This is a genomic window from Burkholderia oklahomensis C6786 (assembly GCF_000959365.1).
Lineage (GTDB): Bacteria > Pseudomonadota > Gammaproteobacteria > Burkholderiales > Burkholderiaceae > Burkholderia > Burkholderia oklahomensis.
Genome location: NZ_CP009556.1, coordinates 687,541 through 709,341, shown reverse-complemented (window position 1 = coordinate 709,341; position 21,801 = coordinate 687,541). Strand labels below are relative to the sequence as shown.

23 protein-coding genes are annotated in these 21,801 nt (G+C 66.1%); 15 read left to right on the top strand and 8 right to left on the bottom strand.

Annotation, left to right across the window (positions count from 1 at the left end; translation table 11 throughout):
* Positions 1-29 precede the first annotated feature (29 nt).
* Positions 30-1,064, top strand: a complete 1,035-nt coding sequence (locus tag BG90_RS21170) for an ABC transporter permease subunit (protein ID WP_025990095.1) — start codon at positions 30-32, stop codon at positions 1,062-1,064.
* Between the two features lie 76 nt (positions 1,065-1,140).
* Positions 1,141-2,088, top strand: coding sequence for an ABC transporter substrate-binding protein (locus BG90_RS21165; protein WP_010107400.1), 948 nt, complete (start codon positions 1,141-1,143; stop codon positions 2,086-2,088).
* Positions 2,089-2,638: 550 nt separating this feature from the next.
* Here BG90_RS21165 and BG90_RS21160 read toward each other — a convergent pair.
* Complete coding sequence (locus BG90_RS21160; RefSeq protein ID WP_045568380.1) at positions 2,639-4,018, bottom strand: FAD-containing oxidoreductase; 1,380 nt, start codon at positions 4,016-4,018, stop codon at positions 2,639-2,641.
* A 603-nt stretch (positions 4,019-4,621) separates the two neighbouring features.
* On the opposite strand from BG90_RS21160, the gene BG90_RS21155 reads away from it, so the two are divergent.
* The 4 genes from BG90_RS21155 (at position 4,622) to BG90_RS33470 (ending at position 8,110) form a co-directional block, all read left to right on the top strand.
* Positions 4,622-6,013 (top strand): GGDEF domain-containing protein, encoded by a 1,392-nt coding sequence (locus tag BG90_RS21155; protein WP_025990094.1) that lies wholly within the window; start codon positions 4,622-4,624, stop codon positions 6,011-6,013.
* Positions 6,014-6,627: 614 nt separating this feature from the next.
* Positions 6,628-6,846 (top strand): hypothetical protein, encoded by a 219-nt coding sequence (locus tag BG90_RS21150; protein ID WP_010117692.1) that lies wholly within the window; start codon positions 6,628-6,630, stop codon positions 6,844-6,846.
* Positions 6,847-6,949: 103 nt separating this feature from the next.
* Positions 6,950-7,669, top strand: a complete 720-nt coding sequence (locus BG90_RS21145) for a Crp/Fnr family transcriptional regulator (RefSeq protein WP_010107395.1) — start codon at positions 6,950-6,952, stop codon at positions 7,667-7,669.
* A 237-nt stretch (positions 7,670-7,906) separates the two neighbouring features.
* A complete protein-coding gene (locus BG90_RS33470) occupies positions 7,907-8,110 on the top strand; it encodes a hypothetical protein (RefSeq protein WP_025990093.1) in 204 nt (67 codons plus the stop codon).
* A 242-nt stretch (positions 8,111-8,352) separates the two neighbouring features.
* On the opposite strand, the gene BG90_RS21140 is transcribed toward BG90_RS33470, so the two are convergent.
* Entirely contained in the window at positions 8,353-8,736 is a 384-nt protein-coding gene (locus BG90_RS21140; protein ID WP_010117691.1) for a hypothetical protein, read from the bottom strand.
* A 631-nt stretch (positions 8,737-9,367) separates the two neighbouring features.
* On the opposite strand from BG90_RS21140, the gene BG90_RS21135 reads away from it, so the two are divergent.
* Positions 9,368-10,243, top strand: coding sequence for a slipin family protein (locus BG90_RS21135; RefSeq protein WP_010117690.1), 876 nt, complete (start codon positions 9,368-9,370; stop codon positions 10,241-10,243).
* Between the two features lie 212 nt (positions 10,244-10,455).
* On the opposite strand, the gene BG90_RS21130 is transcribed toward BG90_RS21135, so the two are convergent.
* Complete coding sequence (locus BG90_RS21130; RefSeq protein WP_025990092.1) at positions 10,456-10,692, bottom strand: hypothetical protein; 237 nt, start codon at positions 10,690-10,692, stop codon at positions 10,456-10,458.
* A gap of 31 nt (positions 10,693-10,723) precedes the next feature.
* On the opposite strand from BG90_RS21130, the gene BG90_RS35470 reads away from it, so the two are divergent.
* Positions 10,724-10,948 carry a hypothetical protein gene (locus BG90_RS35470; RefSeq protein WP_144411702.1) on the top strand — a complete coding sequence of 75 codons (225 nt, stop codon included), beginning with the start codon at positions 10,724-10,726 and terminating at the stop codon, positions 10,946-10,948.
* Positions 10,949-11,208: 260 nt separating this feature from the next.
* Here the strand turns inward: BG90_RS35470 and BG90_RS21125 are convergent, their stop codons facing one another.
* From BG90_RS21125 to phnF, 5 genes are all read right to left on the bottom strand, one after another.
* Positions 11,209-11,838: a GlgC family sugar phosphate nucleotidyltransferase gene (locus BG90_RS21125; protein WP_010117688.1), complete on the bottom strand. Its 630-nt coding sequence runs from the start codon at positions 11,836-11,838 to the stop codon at positions 11,209-11,211.
* Positions 11,839-11,882: 44 nt separating this feature from the next.
* Positions 11,883-12,473, bottom strand: a complete 591-nt coding sequence (gene phnN, locus BG90_RS21120) for a phosphonate metabolism protein/1,5-bisphosphokinase (PRPP-forming) PhnN (RefSeq protein WP_010117687.1) — start codon at positions 12,471-12,473, stop codon at positions 11,883-11,885.
* Positions 12,470-13,246 (bottom strand): DUF1045 domain-containing protein, encoded by a 777-nt coding sequence (locus BG90_RS21115; RefSeq protein ID WP_010117686.1) that lies wholly within the window; start codon positions 13,244-13,246, stop codon positions 12,470-12,472. Before BG90_RS21115 ends, phnN begins: the two co-directional genes overlap by 4 nt.
* A complete protein-coding gene (locus BG90_RS21110; protein WP_010117684.1) occupies positions 13,243-14,481 on the bottom strand; it encodes an alpha-D-ribose 1-methylphosphonate 5-triphosphate diphosphatase in 1,239 nt (412 codons plus the stop codon). Before BG90_RS21110 ends, BG90_RS21115 begins: the two co-directional genes overlap by 4 nt.
* Before the next feature lie 174 nt (positions 14,482-14,655).
* Positions 14,656-15,372, bottom strand: a complete 717-nt coding sequence (gene phnF, locus BG90_RS21105; RefSeq protein WP_038801167.1) for a phosphonate metabolism transcriptional regulator PhnF — start codon at positions 15,370-15,372, stop codon at positions 14,656-14,658.
* A 321-nt stretch (positions 15,373-15,693) separates the two neighbouring features.
* Between phnF and phnG the strand changes: the two genes are divergently transcribed.
* Genes phnG through BG90_RS21070 form a run of 7 tightly spaced genes read left to right on the top strand, consistent with a single transcriptional unit; the run spans position 15,694 to position 21,800 of the window.
* Positions 15,694-16,185, top strand: a complete 492-nt coding sequence (gene phnG / locus BG90_RS21100; protein WP_010107385.1) for a phosphonate C-P lyase system protein PhnG — start codon at positions 15,694-15,696, stop codon at positions 16,183-16,185.
* Position 16,186: 1 nt separating this feature from the next.
* Positions 16,187-16,825 (top strand): phosphonate C-P lyase system protein PhnH, encoded by a 639-nt coding sequence (gene phnH, locus BG90_RS21095; protein ID WP_010107384.1) that lies wholly within the window; start codon positions 16,187-16,189, stop codon positions 16,823-16,825.
* Between the two features lies 1 nt (position 16,826).
* Entirely contained in the window at positions 16,827-18,116 is a 1,290-nt protein-coding gene (locus tag BG90_RS21090) for a carbon-phosphorus lyase complex subunit (RefSeq protein WP_010117681.1), read from the top strand.
* Positions 18,113-18,991 (top strand): alpha-D-ribose 1-methylphosphonate 5-phosphate C-P-lyase PhnJ, encoded by an 879-nt coding sequence (locus tag BG90_RS21085; RefSeq protein ID WP_045568379.1) that lies wholly within the window; start codon positions 18,113-18,115, stop codon positions 18,989-18,991. The genes BG90_RS21090 and BG90_RS21085 overlap by 4 nt, the downstream gene beginning before the upstream one ends.
* Positions 18,988-19,764 carry a phosphonate C-P lyase system protein PhnK gene (gene phnK, locus BG90_RS21080; RefSeq protein WP_010107381.1) on the top strand — a complete coding sequence of 259 codons (777 nt, stop codon included), beginning with the start codon at positions 18,988-18,990 and terminating at the stop codon, positions 19,762-19,764. The genes BG90_RS21085 and phnK overlap by 4 nt, the downstream gene beginning before the upstream one ends.
* Before the next feature lie 2 nt (positions 19,765-19,766).
* Complete coding sequence (phnL, locus tag BG90_RS21075; protein WP_232239169.1) at positions 19,767-20,573, top strand: phosphonate C-P lyase system protein PhnL; 807 nt, start codon at positions 19,767-19,769, stop codon at positions 20,571-20,573.
* A gap of 12 nt (positions 20,574-20,585) precedes the next feature.
* Positions 20,586-21,800 (top strand): alpha-D-ribose 1-methylphosphonate 5-triphosphate diphosphatase, encoded by a 1,215-nt coding sequence (locus BG90_RS21070; RefSeq protein WP_010122267.1) that lies wholly within the window; start codon positions 20,586-20,588, stop codon positions 21,798-21,800.
* Position 21,801 lies beyond the last annotated feature (1 nt).

Genomic DNA, 21,801 nt, shown 5'->3' with positions numbered 1-21,801 from the left:
GCTTGTCACCTTACCTTCAGGTTATCGCCATGAACCCACAGATGAAGCAAAGCGAGATCGCTTCCGCGCCGCCCGGTCCGGCGCGGAACCGCGCGCCGCAGCGCGCCGCCGACCACCGCGCGCGCATGCAGGCGCTGATGCGCACGGCCGGCATGCTGCCCGTCCTCGTGCTTCTGTGCATCGGCTTCAGCCTCATGACCGACGGCTTCTTCACGCTGCAGAACCTGTCGATCGTCGCGCAGCAGGCGTCGATCAACATCGTGCTCGCCGCCGGCATGACGTTCGTGATCCTGACGGGCGGCATCGACCTGTCGGTCGGCTCGGTGCTCGCCGCCGCCGCGGTCGCGTCGCTCCTCGCGTCGAACATCCCCGGCTGGGGCTGGCTCGGGATTCCCGCCGCGCTGCTGGTCGGGCTCGCGTTCGGCGTCGTCAACGGCGGGCTGATCTCGTTCCTGCGCCTGCCGCCCTTCATCGTCACGCTCGGCGCGCTGACCGCCGTGCGCGGGATCGCCCGCCTGATGGGCAACGACACGACGATCTTCAACCCGCAGCTGCCGTTCGCGTTCATCGGCAACGGCTCGATCCTCGGCGTGCCGTGGCTCGTCGTGATCGCGCTCGCCGTCGTCGCGATCTCGTGGTTCATCCTGCGCCGCACGGTGCTCGGCATGCGGATCTACTCGGTCGGCGGCAACCCCGAAGCCGCGCGACTGTCCGGCATCAACGTGCGCGGCATCGAGCTCTTCGTCTACGCGAGCTCGGGCCTGCTCGCCGGCCTGGGCGCGCTGATGTCGGCCGCGCGGCTCTACGCGGCCAACGGCCTGCAGCTCGGCCAGTCGTACGAGCTCGACGCGATCGCCGCGGTGATTCTCGGCGGCACGAGCTTCGTCGGCGGCGTCGGCTCGATCGTCGGCACGCTGATCGGCGCGCTGATCATCGCGGTGCTGTCGAACGGGCTCGTGCTGCTCGGCGTATCCGACATCTGGCAGTACATCATCAAGGGGCTCGTGATCATCGGCGCCGTCGCGCTCGACCGCTACCGCCAGCACGAATCGGCCCGCACCTGATGCATCGAACCGCCATGCGGCGCGCGCGCAGGTCCTCGCGCGCGCCCTCCATCACGGACCATACGGAGACAACGACATGTTGGAGATCAAGCACAAGCTCGTTCAGACCGGCGCCGCGTGCGCGCTCGCGTTCGCCGCATGCGCGGCCCACGCGGCCGACAAGCCGCTCAAATCGATCGGCATCACCGTCGGCTCGCTCGGCAATCCGTACTTCGTCACCGTCGTGAAAGGCGCCGAAGCGCAGGCGAAGGAAATCAATCCGAACGCGAAGATCACCGCGGTTTCCGCCGATTACGACCTGAACAAGCAGTTCACGCAGATCGACAACTTCATCTCGGCGCACGTCGACATGATCCTGCTGAACGCCGCCGATCCGAAGGCGATCGAGCCCGCCGTGCGCAAGGCGCAGGCGGCCGGCATCGCGGTGGTCGCGGTCGACGTCGCGGCGGCCGGCGCGGACGCGACCGTCCAGACGAACAACGTGAAGGCGGGCGAACTCGCGTGCGACTACATCGCGAAGAAGCTCGGCGGCAAGGGCAACGTGATCATCGAGAACGGCCCGCAGGTGTCCGCGGTCGTCGATCGCGTGAACGGCTGCAAGGCGGTGCTCACGAAGAATCCGGGCCTCAAGCTGCTGTCGAGCGATCAGGACGGCAAGGGCTCGCGCGAAGGCGGCATGAACGCGATGCAGGGCTACCTGACGCGCTTTCCGAAGGTCGACGGCCTCTTCACGATCAACGATCCGCAGGCGGTCGGCAGCGATCTCGCCGCGAAGCAGTTGCATCGCAACGGCATCGTGATCACGTCGGTCGACGGCGCGCCCGATATCGAGACCGCGCTCAAGAGCGACACGCAGGTTCAGGCGTCGTCGAGCCAGGATCCGTTCGCGATGGCGAAGAAGGCCGTCGCGGTCGGCTACGGGATCATGAACGGACACAAGCCCGCCAATTCGATGATCCTGCTCGAACCCACGCTCATCACGCGCGACAACGTGAAGAACTACAAGGGCTGGAGCTCGCATTGATTCGTCGCGGCCGTTCGCGGCCGGAGGCGATGCGCGTGATGGTACGGATGCCTGAATGATGTGTGGTGATGTACGGTCGTCGCAGGCCGGCGCGACGCGCCGGTCTGAACGCTGGTCCGTACGCTGTTCGATCGCGACGGCGGACACCTGCGGCGCATTTTTTGCTCGCGGCGGCCGGGCGCTGCGCAGCCAGTCGAAGCATCCGGTTGTCGCGGGATGCTCGATCTGCTCGATCTGTTCGTTGCGCTCGCGAGCGGAGCGACCGCATCTTAAATCGCGCGATACGACGCGCTCCGCCGCGAACCGCCGCCGAACGACGGTGGTCCAATGGCTCGAATACGCATGCTTGAGCGCTCGACAGCCAACCTTCGCGGAGCCAGGACGCGCAACCGATCGCGTTCGCCGGATTTCGATCGTGCTTCGACCCGGTGTCGCCCGCACCGGCTTGCGCAGCGCCGGGTGTTCAGCATCCGGCTCTCGGCCATGAGCGCAAGCGCGCTCGATCCGGAGCGAACCTCCGCTCACGCGTGCGTCCCCGCCATCCCCAGCGCTACCCCGGCGGATGCAAATCCTGAAGCAGCGTCGGCACCAGCTCCGACACGGTCGGGTGAATGTGCATCGCGCGGCTGACCGTCGTGTATGGCGCTTTCGCGTACATCACGTCGAGCAGCGAATGCACGACTTCGTCGCCCGCCACGCCCAGGATCGACGCGCCCAGAATCGCATCGCTGTCCGCATCGACGATCACCTTCATGAACCCCAGGCTCTCGCCTTTTTCCACCGCGCGCCCGACGCGCGTCATCGGGCGCGTGCCGACCAGCAGCCTGCGCCCCGCTCCGACCGCTTCGGCCTGCGTCATCCCCACGCGTGCGAGCGGCGGATCGATGAACATCGCATAGGCCGGGATGCGGTCCGACACCTTGCGCGGATCGTTGTCGAGGAGGTTGGCCGCGACGATCTCGTAGTCGTTGTAGGACGTGTGAGTGAACCCGCCGCGGCCGTTGCAGTCGCCTATCGCCCAGATGCCCTCGACGTTGGTGCGCAGTTGCTCGTCCACCTTGATGTAGCCGTGCGCGTCGGTTTCGACGCCGGCCTTGTCCAGTCCGAGATCGTCGGTGTTGGGCACGCGCCCGACGGCGAGCAGCAGATGCGAGCCCGCCACTTCGCGCGCGCCGGCGGCGCAATCGAGCCCGACGACCACGTTGCCCGAATCGCGGCGCACGCTCAGGCAATCGGCGTCGAGCCGGACGTCGATTCCCTCGCCTTCCAGAATCTCCCGCACCGCCTGCGACACGTCCTCGTCCTCGCGCTTGATCAGCCGCGCGCCTTTCTCCACGATCGTCACGCGCGATCCGAAGCGCCGGTACATCTGGCCGAACTCGAGCCCGACGTAGCTGCCGCCGACGATGACCAGATGCTCCGGCAGGAAGTCCACGTCCATCATGCTCGAATTGGTGAGATAGGACACCTGATCGAGGCCCGGCATCGGCGGAATCAGCGCCCGCCCGCCGACGTTGATGAAGATCCGGTCGGCTTCCAGCAGTTCGTCGCCGACGCGCACGGCATGCGCGCGCTCGAAGCGGGCATGGCCCTGATAGACCGTGCCATTCTCCAGACCACGGACCCACTGTTCGACACCGTGGTTCGAACTCGCCGAGATCCGGTCCTTGCGCGCCTTCACCTTCTTCATGTCGACCGCGACAGGCCCGCCGATCGCCACGCCGTATTCGCTGGCCCGTCGAGCCAGGTGCGCCGCGTACGCGCTCGCGATCAGCGTCTTGGTGGGGATGCAGCCGGTATTCACGCACGTGCCGCCGAAGCGCGCACGCTCGACGACGGCCACCGTCATGCCCGCGCCGGACAGCCGGGCGGCGAGCGGGGGGCCGGATTGACCGGTGCCGATGATGATCGCGTCGAAGCGTCGAGTCATTGAGCTCTCCTTCGTTGCTGCAGCACGGAATGCATGCCGCCGCGCGAGCGATCCGCGTGCCTTCGAGGCCGCGCCGCGGGCGGCAGCCCGGACATGGTAAGCCTGTTGATCGACGATGGCGACCGACGCGGCAACATTTGCAGAGCAGGCGTTCGAATCGCGGGCGAGACATCGGCGGCGATTTCACTCGTCACGCGGGCTCGGAGAATGAGAAATGAGAACGGTGGCCGGCCGGACGCCAAGTACCGGGCACGTCATGCGCTCGAGCCGCTTCGCGCGCGGCGTCGGGCCGAGATCGAACTCGCTTCGTCGAAGAACGCCGCTTGTGCAAGGCCTTTGACGTACCGCGTCGACGACCTCGCCGTCCGACGACCTCGCCCTCGCCCGCGACAATCGAAAAAACTCATTCATCCATCGCCGCCGCGACGCCGATCATCCGCGAATGACGATGCGTCCCGCATAGACTAAAGTAAATCAACGTCGAAGCGGATCGCGTAATAAACATTCCATTAATTGGTGCGACGCGCGTTCCGGGTCCGCTTCCCACGTCCATCTCGCCGCCCATCGGATCGAGGCGCGGGCTTTCGCGTTCGGGGGGATCCCATGGATGGCTTTCTCATTCAACGCCCGTCTCGCTTGCAGACGCTGGGGGCAGGATCGTTGGCGCTGCTGACATTGCTCGCGCTCGCGGCTACCGCGCCGCGCGCGAATCTGCAGTTGCCCGCCGTCGGACCGTTCTTGCCCATGTGCGCATTGACGGTGTTCACCACCTCGGCAATCGCGGCCTTCCTTCTCGGCTCGCAGTTCACCGTGATGCGACGCCCGGTCCTCGGCGCACTCGCCGGCGCGTATGCGTTTACGGCGGCGACGGTGGCGCTTCAGCTGCTCGCGTTTCCCGGCATCTTCTCACCGACCGGTCTGCTCGGCGCCCGGCCTGACAGCGCTGCATGGATATGGGTGTTCTGGCACGGCGGGTTCCCGCTGCTCGTCGTGCTGGCGCAGCTGACGCGATACCGGCTCGCGAATCGGCTCAACCGCACCCGTCACGTCGGCCGCTGGTCGGCGGCATTGATCGGCGGCCCGGTCGCGCTGGGCATATCGCTCAGCCTGGTCGCGCTGTACGCCGATCTGCCGGAACCGTTCGATCCGTTTTTCGACAACGCGTTGCTCGCCGCAAAACCGGCTGCGATCGTCGTTTGGGCGATCAACCTCGGCGCGGTCGCGGCCGTGCTGCTCATCGGCCGCATGAGGACGGTGCTCGACGTCTGGCTCATCGTCGTCGTGCTCGCGTGCTTCACCGATGCCAGCCTGAATCTGCTGAGCACCGGGCGCTTCAGCGCCGGCTGGTACATCGCGCGGCTCTTCAGCATGCTGACGCCGGGCATCCTGGTCTGCGCGCTCGTTTGGGAAGTCACGATGCTGTATCGCCGCCTGTTCGACGCGCATGCATCGCTGGTGCGGACCGCCGCGCACGATGCACTGACGATGGTGTACAACCGCAGCTATTTCAACGAGCAGTTCGAAAAAGCCTTTCGCCATGCGCATCGGCACAATCAACCGATCGCGCTCGTGATGGTCGACGTCGATCATTTCAAGCACTACAACGACGCATTCGGCCATTTGCAAGGGGACACGTGTCTCGTCGCCGTCGCGGCCGCGCTGTCCGGCGTGGCGAATCGTCCCCACGATTTTGTCGCGCGCTACGGCGGCGAGGAATTCGCCGTCGTGCTGCCGGGCACGGACGAACGCGGCGCGGCGACGATCGCCGAGCAGGTGCGGCAATCGGTCGAACGCCTGCGCATCGCCGCCGACATGCCGCCCGGCTACGTGACGGTGAGCGCGGGCTATGCGACGAGCAGCGGCAATCCGTTCGAAACGCCGGAAGCGCTGGTCGCGGCCTCCGACGCGGCGCTTTATCGCGCGAAGATGCTGGGAAGGAACGTCATCGCGGCGCCGCATCTCGACGCAACCTCGGCCGCGGTTCCGGACCGCTAGTGGTTTCTTCAGCGCAATCATGCGCTTCGATCGCGGTAGATGACGCGCACCGCCAAACGGCGTCGTGATTCATCAAGGTTCCTGCCGAGTGACAGATTCATCGAAAACGAGGTCCCTGAATTGATGGCGACGTTTCACCAACGCCGTCACGTCATCATGAGCCATGTGACGCGATGCGCGAAAAAACTCGGCCTATGCGATGAAACGTGAAAATTCCCGAAGGTGAGTCGCGACACACCGTGCGCCAATACTTGGCCAACCGGGGGCGTCCATGTTCGGACATTTGAAACCAGCCGCCACCAATCAGAATTTCGTCGATTGGCAATGTGCATTCCCCTGCACGGCAAGCTTGTTGGCATCGAGCCGGGAGACCTCAGGCCCGTGAGGACCGTCGAACGTAGCGGCATGACGTGCGACGAGCATGACGAGTGCCCGGGCTGCTCGTCCCTGGTCAGATCGACGGAGGTAGATCCACAGGCGCGCATTGGATGCTTGGCCGAGGGAATGCGTCATTGAAGCGGGCCCGCGCGGCAAAGCGCGGCGAAGGGTAGACCGGTCGGCAGCCTTTAGCCGCCCAGCGTGCTAGGATGTCCTGACGCACGCTGGGGGCCATCATGGACGACCTCATATTCACCAGCAAAACACACGTTGCACGCATTCGTGTGATGGAAACCACGAGTGGCTTGTATCGCGGTTACGTGTATTTGAGCCACGCCACCGAGGGGCCGAACGACGATCATCCGTACCAGACTGACATCCATAGAGAACGATACGACCTTGCACTGGACGACGCCAAGATTCTCGCTCAACGTTTGCTTCGCGAGTTCGAGTAGCCCGATTACTCCGTCAGTTTGACGAAGATCGGCGCGGACCGCATACACCGGCCGATGGTTGTCACGGAACGCTTGGCGCCAGACAGCAGCTCAGGAGTGACGCATGCCGGATCCGCAGTCTCTGAACGCAAACCATCTGCTTGCGGCGCTGCCCGAAGTGGATCGGGAGCATCTTTTGCCGCACCTTACGCTGGTCGACATGCCTTTGGGAAAGGTGCTGTATGAGTCGGGGGGTTCTCTCAGCCACGTCTATTTCCCGACGACTGCAATCGTGTCGCTGCTGTACGTGATGGAAGACGGTTCATCGGCCGAAATCGCGATCGTCGGCAACGACGGGTTGATCGGCATTGCGCTTTTCATGGGCGGCGAAACGACCCCGAGCCGGGCGATCGTTCAAAGCGGGGGGCAAGCTTATCGCCTCGACGCACGCATCCTGAAGGATGAATTTCGTCGAGGCGGTTCCATGCAGCGGCTGCTGCTGCGCTATACCCAGGCGCTCATCACGCAGATGGCGCAAACGGCCGTGTGTAACCGACATCATTCGATCGACCAGCAGCTTTGCCGATGGCTGCTGCTCAGCCTGGATCGCCTGCCTTCGAACGAGTTGACGATGACGCAGGAACTGATCGCCAACATGCTCGGTGTACGACGATCGGGCGTGACGGAAGCGGCGCTGAAACTTCAGGATGCCGGACTGATCCGCTACAGCTATGGGCACATCGAGGTATTGGACCGGCCCGGGCTCGAAAAGCGCGCGTGCGAATGCTACGGCGTGGTCAAGCGGGAATTCGACCGCCTACTCCCCGACTTGAAACGGCTTTAGAACCCCGCGCCTCGCAAGGCGTACATCCATGTCATCCAGTCCGTACGGCAACGTACCGACTTTGCGCACGCGCACGCGCATTCTGAAAAAAGTGCTTGGATTTCCCGCTTGCCGCAGCCTACGCCGGGATGGAAGCGCCGTGACCGAATCATCAGTCACGATCTGCATTGCACGCGCCGGTTCAGGCTGCGAAGAGCGAATCGACGTCGAAACCCCGGTCTCAAAAGGAGCATGTCGATGAACGATCGCGCGAATCAAGCGGGAGAAACGGAGCGCAGGCAGCAAAAATATGCGGAGGAGCGAGCGACGGACGACGGAATGCCCGTTGTCGACCCGCAGCGGCAGACAGACCATGCCGGTCCGCGGATATTCTTCACGCCGAAGCAACGTGTGTCCGATGCAAGAAAGCGGCTAGGCATGGGATATCTGTCGAGCCGGTAGCCCAGTAAAACTCTGCGCTCTCAGACAGAACGCAGAGCCGTCCCAGCAAGGCGGAGTAGCCCGAAGCCGGCGAAGCGCCGGCTTTCCACTTTGGCGAACCGCGTATCGCGACAGGCGATGCATGACTGCGCAGACACCGCTGCACGCGCGCGCGCCGACCGCCGGCGGCGTGTGATGGCGAGGCAAGGCCGCGAGAGGCGCGCGGCAACGATCGTCAAATCATGCGCATCGAGGGAACCGCGTTATCGATCAGTGTCCGGCTTGCTCACCGCACGGCGCCGGTATCCGCGCAGCGAGAACTGAAATATCAGCACCATCCCGATCAGGATGCCCCACATGGCGGGTGTCATCATTTTCCTCTCCGAAGCATAGAGATTCGCCCGGCATTGCCGGGCCATTGCCGGGCAGCGGCACAACCTGAGCGGACAAATCCGCCATGTCGCGTCCGGCAATCGCGCCAAGACACGTTCGCGACGCAGGACGTGTAGCTCAGGTAGACCGATTTCCTTCGTACAAGCCGCCACCAGCGCGTCGCGGGTTGTGTGGAGCGATTTAACCAACGCGTCGACTGCCTGCAAAAGGCGCTTGGGCAGGCGCAACGCGACCGGCACCGAACACGACGTCAACTGGTCCAGATCGATGCCGACGAACTTCCAACTCCCCCGCCGTCGTCGACGCTCGATGACGGCAATGCCGACATGTCTGCTGCCGAGGACGGAATGAGACGCGCGCAGTGGTCATCCCGTGCCTTGACCTGTTCCGTTGCAGCCGTGGTCAACTCGTCGCAGGAATTTCCCTTGACGCCGGCCTCGGGGAAATCCGGCAACCTGCCGCGATAGCGTGAGCCTTCCTCTCGCGTCATGTGGATTGGATATTCCGCGGAGGACGCCTGGCTTCCAGCGGGACAAATATCCTTGTGCCTCCCGGCAGTGCGGCGTGTCGGTACGCTAGAGGACAATCTTCGGGAAGCCGGCCATCCACGTCCGTTGCACGCTGGATCGCCGGAAGCGGTTCCGTTGCGGGAGAGATCATCCCTCTTCGGTTTCCGTGCTGTCAGCATCGCCGATCATTCATGAGCGGCGCTGATCAGTAACCCAATCCGGGTACGCCACCGTACCGATTTGCGTGGGAATCCGGCGCATGTTCGATCGAAGTGCCTCGACCCATGATGCCGAGACGCGCAAGGCAACCGAGCGGACATGTGCGGCTTTTCGCAGCCCGTGCCGAAAGTCGCCATCACCGGAACGGAGCGTCACCATGAATCCCATCACACTATTTCTGTCCGCCGCGTTCGTCCTTGCGGCGCTAGTTGCCGGCGCCTGGGGCAATCTGTATCTCGCGTTGCCTCTCTTCGCCGTCGCCGTGTTCGTTGCGCTCTCCGTGAAGGTTGCCAACGTCTGGGAGAAGTTCGTGATCCTGCGTGTCGGGAAACTACAGAGCGTCAAGGGTGCAGGTTTTTTTATGATCGTCCCGATACTGGACAACGTTGTCGCAGTGATCGACGAGCGCATTCAAACGACCGCGTTCAACGCACAAGAGGCCCTCACCAAAGACACGGTGCCAGTCAACGTCGACGCCATTATTTTCTGGCACGTGCACGACGCGCAGAAAGCGGCGCTCGCCATCACTGACTATCGGCAAGCCATCGATCGCGTCGCGCAAACTTCGTTGCGGGAAATGATCGGCTCGTCAATGTTGTCCACGCTGCTCTCCGATCGCAAGGCCGCCGACACCCATCTGGCAGAAGAGATCGGCAGGAAAATCGAGGATTGGGGCGTCACGGTCCGCTCCGTGGAAACCCGGGACGTCGCCATCCCCGTCGCGCTGCAGGATTCGATGTCGCGGCAAGCGCAAGCCGAACGCGAAAAGCAGGCGCGTGTGATTCTGGGTTCCGCCGAGGCCGAGATCGCGGCCAAATTCGTCGAAGCCTCGCGGGTGTATGAGAGCCATCCAGCCGCACTTCAACTGCGTGCGATGAATATCATCTATGAAACGACAAAAGAGCGCGGCGCGACGATCTTGATCCCGAGCGCGATGGTGGATAGCCTGAATCCGGCTCTGGCGTTGGCGATTGCCGGGCATGACGCAACGGAGACCGTCCCGCCGCCAGCGGCGCTCAAATCAGCGGCGTAGTTGCGCGGATGTCATCGTCGATAAAGAGACTTGACGCGGGTCAAGCGATCATCGATCGACCCGCGGATCGGGGGCGTCAACCGCTGAGGCCGCGCCCTGGCGATCGCTCCGACAAGGTTCGCCAAAAGCGACGCGAAATTCGCCCGAAGAACCGCGCGTATACGCGAAGCCAATGTGGGCGCGCAACTTCGGCCCGAAGGCGCGAAGGCGCATTACTCGATCGGGCCGAGAATCAGATCGATGGCGGCCTGCCCGGCGATCTCCGCGACGAGATAAGCCCAGCGGCGGGTGAACGGGCCATTGCGGATCCGAATACGTTCCCCAAGCGCGGCCACGCCTCCCGGCTCATGGATGCCATCAATACGAAACCAGACGTCGAACATGTCCTTCGACGTGGTCACCAAATTCACGTGGATTTTGAAGCCACGATAGTCGATCGTCCGTTCCATTCCGACCTCCACTTTCTTGAAACAGGCTAGCATGAAAGACGGCGAAGCCCGCGCGCTATCCGGAGTGCGCATCATTGCCGCAGGTTCGAGCCTTTGCCGAGCCGTCTTGTCGATCAAGACTGAACTTCGCGACCGATACGAGTCGACTTCGGCGCTCGAACGCCAGCTTCGATCCGGATTCCTACAAGACGACTCCGCTTTCCGTCACACGCTCGAAAGCGTCATCGGGCTTCACGCGGCGCCCGCGACGCGCTAACGCTCGGAGGCCTTTACCCGCAGGGTTCAGTCGATATCCCGGCGGGCATTTCCCGTCGGTATCGGCTCGATGGGCCGCTCATCGCAACGGCGAGGACGAGACCGTTGATTCGGTAACGATCCCGAACCGGACAACGCGCAGTCATGACCGGCATCATCGATCTGAACGGGCGTCAATGGCTGACCGTCTCACGCTGCCGTGCGTCAACGAACGCCGGAGCGTGCAACCGTTCCCCGAGCGCTCGTCACAGAACGCTCAACTCAGCCCCACGCCGCGCAAAACGCGTCGACGTCGCCGTGCTGAAAATCCGCCAGCCGCTCCCGTATCGTCTGTTCCGGCCAGTTCCACCACGCGATCGCCTGCAGCCGACGCGCGATGTCGCGTCCGAAACGATCGCGGATCTTCCGGGCCGGGACCCCGCCGACCACGGTGTAAGGCTCGACGTCGCGGCTCACGACCGCGCCGGCGGCAAGCACCGCGCCGTCGCCCACCATCACGCCCGGCAGCACGATCGCGCCGTGACCGATCCACACGTCGTTGCCGATCACGACCCGATCGGTGCGTCGCTCGCCGAAGAATGCGGCGTCGCGCGCGGCGCCGTCGAAGTAATACTCGGGGCAATAGGTGAAGCGGTGCTGGGACACCCGCTCCATCGGATGATTCGGCGCGCCGATGCGCACGTTCGCCGCGATCGCGCAGAAGCGGCCGATCTCGGCATCGGCGACGATGCATCGTTCGCCGACATACGAGTAGTCGCCGAGCACCGCGTATTCGACGACGCTGTCGTGCAGGATTTCGCATCGCCGCCCGATGCTCGCTTCACGCACCCGCGCGCTCGGGCTGACGACGGTTTCCGCGATCTTCGGCGGCAGGCGATCTGGTTCGTTCATGGATGAACTAAAAAGAGAGGTGAGCCGAACAGCGACATCTCGTCTTACGCCGGCATGTCGGGCGTGCAGCCGGTGCGCGCAAGCGCGAGCAGCGCCGACGCCGACGCATCGAGCGTCGTATCGTTGCGAATCCGAATCAGCGTGCAGTCGTCGGGCACCGCGAACGCCTGCTGCGCGCGCGCGACCCGCGCGGCGATCTGCGCCGCGTCTTCGCGACCGCGCTGCGACAGCCGCGCCGCCAGGATGTCCGGCGACACGACGAGCTCGACCGCGATCAATCGCGGATAGCGGGCGCTTGCGTGCGGCAGATAGGCCCGCGAGCCGTTGACGAGCACGACGTGGCCTGCGGCGATCCACGCGTCGATCTCGGTTCCGGCGCCGTACGACAGGCCGTGGCTGCGCCACTGCATCGCGAAACACCCACCTGCGGCGCGACGCGCGAACTCCGCGTCGGACAGCGCGATCGACGCCTCGGTCGCGCCGCTGTCGCGCGTGATGTAGCGACGCGCGATCCGGACCCGGTCGCTTGCCGTCAACCGCGCCGCGATCCATGCCAGCACGCTGTCCTTGCCGCTGCCCGATGCGCCCATCAGATAGACGAGCGCGCCCGGCCGCGATGCGTCCGCCGTATTCATCGATGATCCTTCAGTGCAGGCGCGCCGACGCCGTCGCGCATCGAGCCGTCGAAGCCGTAATGGCGGGCGACGACGAACGGCTGATCGGGCGCAGGCTGCACGAAAACCGAAATGTCGCGCACGATCATCGACGCGATGCCGAGCGCGGCCACGCACCCATGATACGCGGCGAGCCGCGCGAGCGCGTTCGTCGCGGCATCCGCCGATGCCGTGTCCAGCTGGTTCGTCAGCGTGATGTGGAACGCGAACGTGTCGAACACGTATGGATATCCCCAGCGGACGAGGTGCGCATCCTCGCGCGGCGTCAGGCCGGCGGCGCGCCGACGCCCGACGTCGGCCGCCGACAGCGGCGCGCGAAAGACATCGAGCTCGCGGACGCACGCGTCCGCCAGCGCGCGCAGCGGTCCGCGCTCGACCGACGCATTAGCGGGACGCCATGCGAGAAAGCCGCGCAGCGGCCGCAGTTCGAGCGCGAGTGAAAAAGACTGCATGCGCACGGCGAGCGCGTGCACCGCCGCGTCGAGCGCCGCCGCCGACACGCCCGCAGCGAGCCGGAACGGCGGCTTGAGCGTCGCGTGCAGACCGTAGCTGCGCGGGCCGCTCGTCCACGCGTCGACGCGCGCGTCATCGATGTCCTCGCCGCGCTCGATCCGCTCGCCCGTCAGCGCATTGCGACCGAGCCAGCGGGATCCGAGCGCGTTCCACGGCTCGGCCGGCGTCAGATAAATCGCATAGCGGGCGTCATCGCCGAACATGCGCGCCCTCGCCGTCATGCCGCGTCGAGATGCACGGCGTCGCGCGCCGCGCGCACCGCCCACTGACCGGTCGAATACGCGACACGCCCGCCGACGATCGCCGCGCAAACGCGCGGCAGCCCAGGCAGGCTGTCGTCGACGACGATCGCGTCGGCTCGCAGGCCCTTGCCGAGTTCGCCTCGGTCGTCGAGGCCGGCCGCGCGCGCCGGGTTCGCCGAGATCAGCCGCCATGCGTGCGCGAGCGGCAGCACGCCGCGAGCGTCGAGCTCGAACGCGGCCGCAATCGGCGCGGGGTAGTAGTAGTCGGACGCGAGCACGTCGCACAGTCCGGCCTTCACCATGTCCGCGGCGCCCGGCGCATTCATGTGACTGCCGCCGCGCACCACGTTCGGCGCGCCGAACACCACCGCATTGCCGAGTTCGCGCGCCGCCATCGCGGTTTCCACCGTCAACGGAAACTCGCCGATCCGGCAGCCCAGCGCATGATGGTGGCGACGCGCGGCGGGACTCGGGTCGTCGTGCGACGCCACGCTCAATCCCGCATCGAGCGCGACCCGCACGAGCTCCGCCACCGACGCGGGCACCGCATCCGCGACCGCCTGCGCGGCGCGGACGCGTTCGCGGAACGTCTCGACGTCGCACTGCGCACGGTCCGCGTATTGCTGCAGCTTGCGCTCGTTGCTCAGGCGCTTGACCATTTCGGGCAGATGATTGTTCAGGGCGACGAAATGCACGCGGCCGGCCCGGATCCAGTCGCACGCGAGCGGGACATCGGCGACGTTGTGCGCTTCGAAACGCAGATGGATGCAGTGATGCGCGCCGAGCACGTCGCGATGGCGCGTCAGCGCGTCGAACATGCGCTCCGCGTACGCGGCGCCGCGCAATCCGCCCTCCCACGACAGCGTCACGCCATGGAATTCGGTCGTGATCCCGTTTGCGAGCAACTGCCTGTCGGTATCGTAAAGCGCGTGGCGATAGTCGAAGCTGACGTTCGGCCGGGGCATGACGACCCGCTCGAACGCGTCGCCGTGCAAGTCGACGATGCCGGGCAGAACCAGCAGGTCGCCTGCATCCAGATAGCCGGCGGCGGACGCCGGCGCATCGCCGTCGTTCGGCGCGTGAACGTCGGCGATGCGTTCGCCCGCGAAAGCGACGCACGCCGCTTCCACGCCGGAACGCGTCAGCACCCGACGGCCCAGGATGCCTGCGAGTCGGGACGTCGGACGATCCGCGCGATGCGCGGTCGCGGCCATCAAAGAATCGTCTTTCATGTGCGGCTCCCCGCCGAGCAAGTAACTCACGCCCGGCAGTCTATGGACCGACGATGACACAAAGATGTCTAGATAGGTCGGTGTAGACAACCTATCAACGCTTCCGAACCCGCCGTCGTGACGAAGCAACACGCGGAGCACCTCCGCGCTCGCCGCTCACTCTCCGCCGATCAGCAACTCCACGCCGTCGCCCACGAAGCTCCCCACCGTGTATTGCAGCGGCACGCCCTTCAGATCCGTGTTCAGCGCCTCGACCTGCAGGATCGGCCTCAACCGGGACTGCTCCAGCAAGCGCGCGACGTCCGGCTCGGGCAGATGCGCGGTGACCTTCGACCATTGCCGCACGTAGTCGTCTATTCCGTAGCGCGCGTACGCCGCCGAGATCGAATGCGTTTCGCGCAGGATGTCCGCGAAATCCGGGAAGCGCTTGTGTTCGAAGTAATTGTCGGAGAGGCTGATCGTGGTCTTCTCGGCCTTGCCCAGCACACGGATGTGCACGAGCTTCGCGGTGCGGGGCAGTTTCAGATGGTGCGCGATGTCCGCGTTCTTGACCACGTCCGACTGGACAACCGTCACGTATCCCAGCACGCCCTGCCGGCGCAGCGTCTCCGTGAAGCGCGTGCGCTTGCCGATCGGATACTGGAGCATGCTCGATTCGACGAAGGTGCCGCGACCGCGCTCCACACGCACCAGCCCGTGTTGCTGGAGTTCCGCGATCGCACGCATGATCGTGTGGCGATTCACGTCGTAACGCGCGGCCAGATCCGACACGGAAGGCAGCAGCGTGCCCGGCATGTAGCGATTGATCCGGATTTCCTCGGCCAGCGATTCACCTATCTGTCGCCATACTGCGATACCTGAACGGCGTTCCATGAGCACTCTTGAGTCGGAAGTTCTTCGGGACGATATCGGATCGGGCGATTCTACGCGAATCTTCGCAAGCGGACCTCATCGTCGGAGCGCAATGCGACATTCGTCATCGCGTCTGCGATCGTCACGAAACCTTCACCGTGCTTTGCTGCAATAGCGGTCAATCAACTTGTCTACACCAGTTGGTATAGACATTTTTGATGAACACCCGATGCGGATCGCAGGCCGATCCGCGGCAATCCGTCGGCGAGCCGCCGCAACGGCGGCCGCGCGCCGCCGGCAAGCCCAGGGATACCTCAACGCACGATGGGAAATCAGAGCTCAATGCGAACAGCTTCCGACGCTCGCACCGACCCGGAGCACGACGACCGGCAGCAGCGCGCCGACTGGCTGCGCGTGCTCGCGCTGGCCGAAACGGACGAACTGGACCGCGCGATGCGCGCGCTCGCGGACAGCACGGATCTGCCGGCCTATCGCTGGATCCGGTCGCCCGAGATCGGCATGACGATGGTTCAGGCGCGCGCCGGCGGCACCGGCGCGCGCTTCAACCTCGGCGAAATGACGGTCACGCGATGCGCGCTGTCTCTTCCGGACGGCGTCGTGGGCGTCGCGTACGTGCAAGGGCGCAGCACGCGCCACGCCGAGCAGGCGGCGCTCGTCGATGCGCTGCTGCAATCGCCGACATGGCACGCGCGGATCCAGGAACGCATCATCGCGCCGCTCGCCGCATCGCGCGCCGCGCGGCGCGCGCGGCGCGCCGACGACGTGAGCCGAACGCGCGTCGATTTCTTCACGCTGTCGCGCGGAGACGAATGACATGACGATCGACACCGGCATCGCCGCGGCCCCATCGTCGCGCCCCGCTTCGTCCGGCCTGCAACCCGCGTTCACCGATCCGGTGCGCGGCGCGCAATCGACGTTCCGCGCGGCGCTCGCCGCGCTCGCGCATCCCGGACGTATCCGGACGCTGGGCGCCGAGCAGGCGTGCGGCGTCCCCGACGGACTGTCGCCCGCGATGACCGCGCTCCTTCTAGCGCTCGCCGACGCGGACGCTCCGCTGTGGCTGCCCGCCGCGGCCGACGACGGGATTCGCCGCTTCCTGCGCTTTCACAACGCATGCGCGTTCGCCGACGCGCCGGCGCACGCGACGTTCGCCGCGGTGCCGGCCGGACACGCGACGCCGAAGCTCGCGGACTGCGCACAGGGCGACCCCGCCTATCCGGACCGCTCGACCACGCTGTTGATCGAAGTGGATGCGCTCGGCGAAGGCGACGCGGTCACGCTGCGCGGGCCCGGCATCGAAAACGAGCAGGCGCTGGCCGTCAACGGATTGCCCGACGGCTTCTGGACGCAATGGCGCGTCAATCACGAGCGGTTCCCGCTCGGCGTCGACGTGCTCCTCGTCTGCGGCCACGCGCTGTGCGGCCTGCCGCGCACCACCGTCGTGGAGAACTGACATGTACGTAGCAGTCAAAGGCGGCGAAAAGGCCATCCTGCAGTCGTACCGGATGCTCGATCAATACCGGCGCGGCGATCCGGCGATTCCGGAACTCACCATCGCGCAGATCGTCGCGCAGATGCCGCTCGCGGTGTCGCGCGTGATGGCCGAAGGCTCGCTCTACGATCGGCATCTCGCCGCACTGGCGATCAAACAGGCGGCGGGCGATCTCATCGAGGCGATCTTCCTGCTGCGCGCGTATCGAACCACCCTGCCGCGCTTCGCCTACGCGGAGCCGATCGACACGGCCCGGATGGCGGTCTCGCGCCGGATCTCGTCAACGTTCAAGGACGTGCCCGGCGGACAGTTGCTCGGGCCGACCTACGATTACACGCAGCGGCTGCTGGACTTCTCGCTCGAAGCCGCGCGCGATCCGGCCGATGCGCGGTCCGGCGGCGTTTCCGCTTCGGATGCCGAAGCTTTCCCGAAACCGGCGGCAGCGGCAGTGGCGACAACGGCGACGACGCCGCAGATGCCCGGCATCGCGTCGCTGCTCGAACGCGACGGCCTGATCGAACGAGACGCGCCCGCACCGGGCGATCCCGCGCCTGCCGATCTGACCCGCGAGGCGATGCAGCTCCCGGCCGACCGCGCGATCCGCCTGCAGAATCTGGCCCGCGCCGACGAAGGCTTCCTGTTGTCGATGGGCTACTCGACCCAGCGCGGCTACGGCAACACGCACCCGTTCGTCGCGGAGATCCGCTTCGGCGGCGTCGAAGTCGAGATGGACGTGCCCGAGCTCGGATTCGCCGTGACCGTCGGCGAGATCGACGTCACCGAATGCCAGATGGTGAACGGCTTCGGCGGCAGCGCCGAGCGCGCGCCATGCTTCACGCGCGGATACGGCCTCGCGTTCGGCTACAGCGAGCGCAAGGCGATGGCGATGGCGCTCGTCGATCGCTCGATGCGCGCCGTCGAGCTCGGCGAAAGCGCCGAGTCGCCCGCCAACGACGAGGAATTCGTCCTGTACCACAGCGACAACGTCGAAGCGTCGGGCTTCGTGCAGCATCTGAAACTGCCGCATCACGTCGATTTCCAGGCGCAGCTCGAATTGCTTCGGCAGTTGCACGCGGAACGCGCGCATGCGAGCGCCGCGGACGCACCTTCGGACGCGCCCGCCGAACCCGAGCCATCCGGCGCGTCGACGCGCCACGCGAACACGAACACAAACGCGGATGCGATCGCGAATACGGATGCGGATGCAGATACAGATGCCGATGCGATCGCGACCAACGGAGTCTCGGCATGACGACCGGCATGAACGTCGAACGCGATCCGCACTACAACTACGGCTACCTGGACGAGTCGACCAAGCGCATGCTGCGCCGCGCGCTGCTCAAGGCGGTCGCGATTCCCGGCTATCAGGTGCCGTTCGGCAGCCGCGAGATGCCGCTGCCCTACGGCTGGGGCACCGGCGGAATCCAGGTCACCGCGTCGATCATCGGCGACCACGACGTGCTCAAGGTGATCGACCAGGGATCGGACGACACGACCAACGCCGTCAACATCCGACGCTTCTTCGGCCGCGTCGCGGGCGTCGCGACCACCGACCGCACGCCCGACGCCACCATCGTCCAGACGCGCCACCGCGTGCCGGAAACGCCGCTTGCCGAAGGCCAGATCCTGGTGTTCCAGGTGCCGATTCCGGAGCCGCTGCGCTGGCTCGAATCGAGCGAGAAGGAGACGCGCACGATGCACGCGCTCGCCGAATACGGCGCGATGCACGTCCAGCTCTACGAGGACATCTCGCGCTACGGCCACATCGCGACGACCTACGACTATCCGGTCGTCGTCAACGGCCGCTACATGATGCGCCCGTCGCCGATCCCGAAGTTCGACAACCCGAAGCTCGACCGCAATCCCGCGCTGATGCTGTTCGGCGCGGGACGCGAAAAGCGCGTGTACGCGGTGCCGCCGTACACGTCGGTCAAGAGCCTCGACTTCGACGACCATCCGTTCACGGTCGAAACATGGGAGCAGTGCTGCGCGATCTGCGGCTCCGGCACCAGCTATCTCGACGAGATCATCGTCGACGATCAGGGCACGCGTCAGTTCGTTTGTTCGGATAGCGAATATTGTGCGGAGCGGACCGCGTCACAGCAGGCAAAGGAGCACGCCGCATGAACACGCGCCCGTTGTTGTCCGTTCGCCGCCTGACCAAGACCTGGGACGGCGTCCATGGCTTTCGCGACGTGAGCTTCGACCTCCATCCGGGCGAAGTGCTCTGCATCGTCGGCGAATCCGGGTCCGGCAAGACCACGCTGCTCGGCGCGCTGTCCGCGCAAATCGCACCGCAGTCCGGCGCCGTTCACTATGACCTGCCGGGCCAGGGCCTCGTCGATCTCGCGACGCTGTCCGGCGCGCGCATGCGTCTGCTCGCGCGCACCGACTGGGGCTTCGTCCGGCAGCATGCGCGGGACGGCTTGCGCATGCAGGTCAGCGCCGGCGGCAATATCGCGGAACGCCTGATGTCGATCGGGCAGCGTCATTACGGCGAGCTGCGCGCGACGGCCGCGCAATGGCTCGACAAGATGGAAATCGACGTCGGCCGCCTCGACGACGCGCCGACCACGTTCTCGGGCGGCATGCAGCAGCGGCTGCAGATCGCGCGCAATCTGGTCACGCGCCCGCGCCTCGTTTTCATGGACGAGCCCACCGCATCGCTCGACGTCTCCGTGCAGGCTCGCCTGCTCGACCTGCTGCGCCAGCTCGTCAACGAAATGGGGCTCGCCGCGATCGTCGTCACGCACGATCTGGCGGTCGCGCGGCTGCTCGCGCATCGCACGCTCGTGATGCAGGGCGGCGACGTGGTCGAGAGCGGACTCACCGATCAGGTGCTCGACGATCCGCAACATCCGTACACGCAGTTGCTCGTCTCCTCGATGCTGCAGAACTGACCATGACAGACACTTCCACGATGATCAGCGTGCGCGGGCTCGGCAAGACGTTCACGCTGCACAACCAGGGCGGCGTGCGCCTGCCGGTGCTCGACGCCGTCGATTTCGACGCGGCCGCCGGCGATTGCCTGATCTTGTCCGGGCCGTCGGGCGCCGGCAAAAGCACGCTGCTGCGCTGCCTGTACGGCAACTATCTGCCGACCGAAGGCAGCATCCGCGTACGCATGCCCGCAGGCAAGACGGGCGCGGCGGACGCGCCGTGGCTCGAACTCGTCGGCGCGTCGGAACAGGCGGTGCTGCACGCGCGGCAAGTCGCGATCGGCTACGTCAGTCAGTTCCTGCGCGCGATTCCGCGAATCGGCGCACTGCACGTCGTCGCCGAGCCGCTGCTTCAGCGCGGCGCGAGCCGCCCGGAGGCCGAGGCGCGCGCCGCCGCGCTGCTCGAGCGGCTGCGCCTGCCCGCTCGACTCTGGCACCTGCCGCCCGCGACGTTCTCCGGCGGCGAGCAGCAGCGCGTGAACATCGCGCGCGGGTTCATCGGCGCGCAGCCGATTCTGCTGCTCGACGAGCCGACTGCCTCGCTCGACGCCGAGAACGCCGCGGTCGTGATCGATCTGATCCGCGACGCATGCGCGGCCGGCCGATGCCTGATCGGCATCTTTCACGATCGTGCGGTGCGGGAAGCCGTCGGCACGCGGGCGCTCGTGATGAACGCGCCGGAGGCCGCAACGCAACCGCATCCGCCCGGCGCGCGAGCTTCGTCGCAGCCGCCGCAACGCATCGCGGCCGACGCCGCACAACCTGGTTGACCGGAGCCGATCATGACGAACCGGACTTATCTGACGGGCGCGCGCGTGGTGCTACCCGATGCCGTGCTCGACGACAGCGCGGTGCTCGTCGAGCACGGCCGCATCGCCGCGATCGAGCCGGACGGCGCGAGCGCCGCCGCGCACGTGGACCTGACGGGGCAGACGCTGATCCCCGGGCTCGTCGACCTGCATTGCGACGCGATCGAGAAGGAAGTCGAGCCGCGGGCGCGCGTCCTGTTCCCGCTGGATTTCGCGGCTTCGCAGATCGATCGTCGCAACGCGGCCGCGGGCATCACCACGCCGTTTCACGCGATCTCGTTTGCAAGCGCGGACGCGGGCGTGAGGGACAACGACACCGCACAGGCGCTCGTGCGCGCGGTCGCCGCGTTCAAACGAAGCGGGCTCGTCGACAACCGCATCCACTGCCGCTACGAAGTGACGGACGCGGCCGCCGCGCCGCTGCTGCATCAACTGCTCGACGACGGCGTCGTGGACCTGCTGTCGGTGATGGATCATTCTCCCGGCCAGGGCCAGTTCCGCACGCTCGACGCGTATGTCGACTATCTGACCGGCAATCACCGGATCGGGCGCGACGCCGCGCACGAGATCGCCGCCGGGAAGCTCGCGTCGCAGGCCGGCGCGAGCGAACGCATGTCGGCGCTGCTCGCGCATGCGCAGCGGACCGGCGTGCCGACGGCGAGCCACGACGACGACTCGGCCGAGCGCGTCGCCGCGATGAAGCGATTAGGCATCCGGATGACCGAGTTTCCGACCAACGAGGCGACCGCCCGCGCGGCGACCGAGCTCGGGCTGCCCACGCTGTTCGGCGCGCCGAACGTGCTGCGCGGCAAGAGCCAGAGCGGCTCGATGCGTGCGATCGACGCGATCCGCGCGTGCAAGTCCGTCTGTCTGTGTTCGGACTACCAGCCGTCGACGCTCGTCGTCGCCGCGTTCATCGCCGCCGACCAGGCACGGCTCGATCTGCCTTCGGCGATCGCGCTCGTCACGCGCAATTCCGCCGACGCGTGCGGCCTTGCCGATCGCGGCCGCATCGCGGTCGGCGCGCGGGCGGATCTCGTATCGGTGTCGTTCGAAGGTCGATGGCCGATGGTGACGAACACCTGGAGCGCGGGCCGCCACGTGTTCTCCGCGCGTTATCCGCAACGCGCCGCCGCAAGCGGACTGCCGGACACGCTGCGGACCGGCGAAGCGGCGGCCGCGCAATAAC

Excerpts from the sequence above, each read along its gene's own strand:
- BG90_RS21165 (WP_010107400.1), top strand. The coding sequence starts at position 1,141 with ATGTTGGAGATCAAGCACAAGCTCGTTCAGACCGGCGCCGCGTGCGCG.
- BG90_RS21145 (WP_010107395.1), top strand. The coding sequence starts at position 6,950 with ATGCCGGATCCGCAGTCTCTGAACGCAAACCATCTGCTTGCGGCGCTG.
- phnK (WP_010107381.1), top strand. The coding sequence starts at position 18,988 with ATGAACACGCGCCCGTTGTTGTCCGTTCGCCGCCTGACCAAGACCTGG.
- BG90_RS21110 (WP_010117684.1), bottom strand. The coding sequence starts at position 14,481 with ATGGCCGCGACCGCGCATCGCGCGGATCGTCCGACGTCCCGACTCGCA.
- phnG (WP_010107385.1), top strand. The coding sequence starts at position 15,694 with ATGCGAACAGCTTCCGACGCTCGCACCGACCCGGAGCACGACGACCGG.
- BG90_RS21115 (WP_010117686.1), bottom strand. The coding sequence starts at position 13,246 with ATGACGGCGAGGGCGCGCATGTTCGGCGATGACGCCCGCTATGCGATT.
- phnL (WP_232239169.1), top strand. The coding sequence starts at position 19,767 with ATGACAGACACTTCCACGATGATCAGCGTGCGCGGGCTCGGCAAGACG.
- BG90_RS33470 (WP_025990093.1), top strand. The coding sequence starts at position 7,907 with ATGAACGATCGCGCGAATCAAGCGGGAGAAACGGAGCGCAGGCAGCAA.
- BG90_RS21170 (WP_025990095.1), top strand. The coding sequence starts at position 30 with ATGAACCCACAGATGAAGCAAAGCGAGATCGCTTCCGCGCCGCCCGGT.
- BG90_RS21150 (WP_010117692.1), top strand. The coding sequence starts at position 6,628 with ATGGACGACCTCATATTCACCAGCAAAACACACGTTGCACGCATTCGT.
- BG90_RS21090 (WP_010117681.1), top strand. The coding sequence starts at position 16,827 with ATGTACGTAGCAGTCAAAGGCGGCGAAAAGGCCATCCTGCAGTCGTAC.
- BG90_RS21135 (WP_010117690.1), top strand. The coding sequence starts at position 9,368 with ATGAATCCCATCACACTATTTCTGTCCGCCGCGTTCGTCCTTGCGGCG.
- phnN (WP_010117687.1), bottom strand. The coding sequence starts at position 12,473 with ATGAATACGGCGGACGCATCGCGGCCGGGCGCGCTCGTCTATCTGATG.
- BG90_RS21125 (WP_010117688.1), bottom strand. The coding sequence starts at position 11,838 with ATGAACGAACCAGATCGCCTGCCGCCGAAGATCGCGGAAACCGTCGTC.
- BG90_RS35470 (WP_144411702.1), top strand. The coding sequence starts at position 10,724 with ATGAAAGACGGCGAAGCCCGCGCGCTATCCGGAGTGCGCATCATTGCC.
- BG90_RS21130 (WP_025990092.1), bottom strand. The coding sequence starts at position 10,692 with ATGGAACGGACGATCGACTATCGTGGCTTCAAAATCCACGTGAATTTG.
- phnH (WP_010107384.1), top strand. The coding sequence starts at position 16,187 with ATGACGATCGACACCGGCATCGCCGCGGCCCCATCGTCGCGCCCCGCT.
- BG90_RS21155 (WP_025990094.1), top strand. The coding sequence starts at position 4,622 with ATGGATGGCTTTCTCATTCAACGCCCGTCTCGCTTGCAGACGCTGGGG.
- BG90_RS21160 (WP_045568380.1), bottom strand. The coding sequence starts at position 4,018 with ATGACTCGACGCTTCGACGCGATCATCATCGGCACCGGTCAATCCGGC.
- BG90_RS21070 (WP_010122267.1), top strand. The coding sequence starts at position 20,586 with ATGACGAACCGGACTTATCTGACGGGCGCGCGCGTGGTGCTACCCGAT.
- phnF (WP_038801167.1), bottom strand. The coding sequence starts at position 15,372 with ATGGAACGCCGTTCAGGTATCGCAGTATGGCGACAGATAGGTGAATCG.
- BG90_RS21085 (WP_045568379.1), top strand. The coding sequence starts at position 18,113 with ATGACGACCGGCATGAACGTCGAACGCGATCCGCACTACAACTACGGC.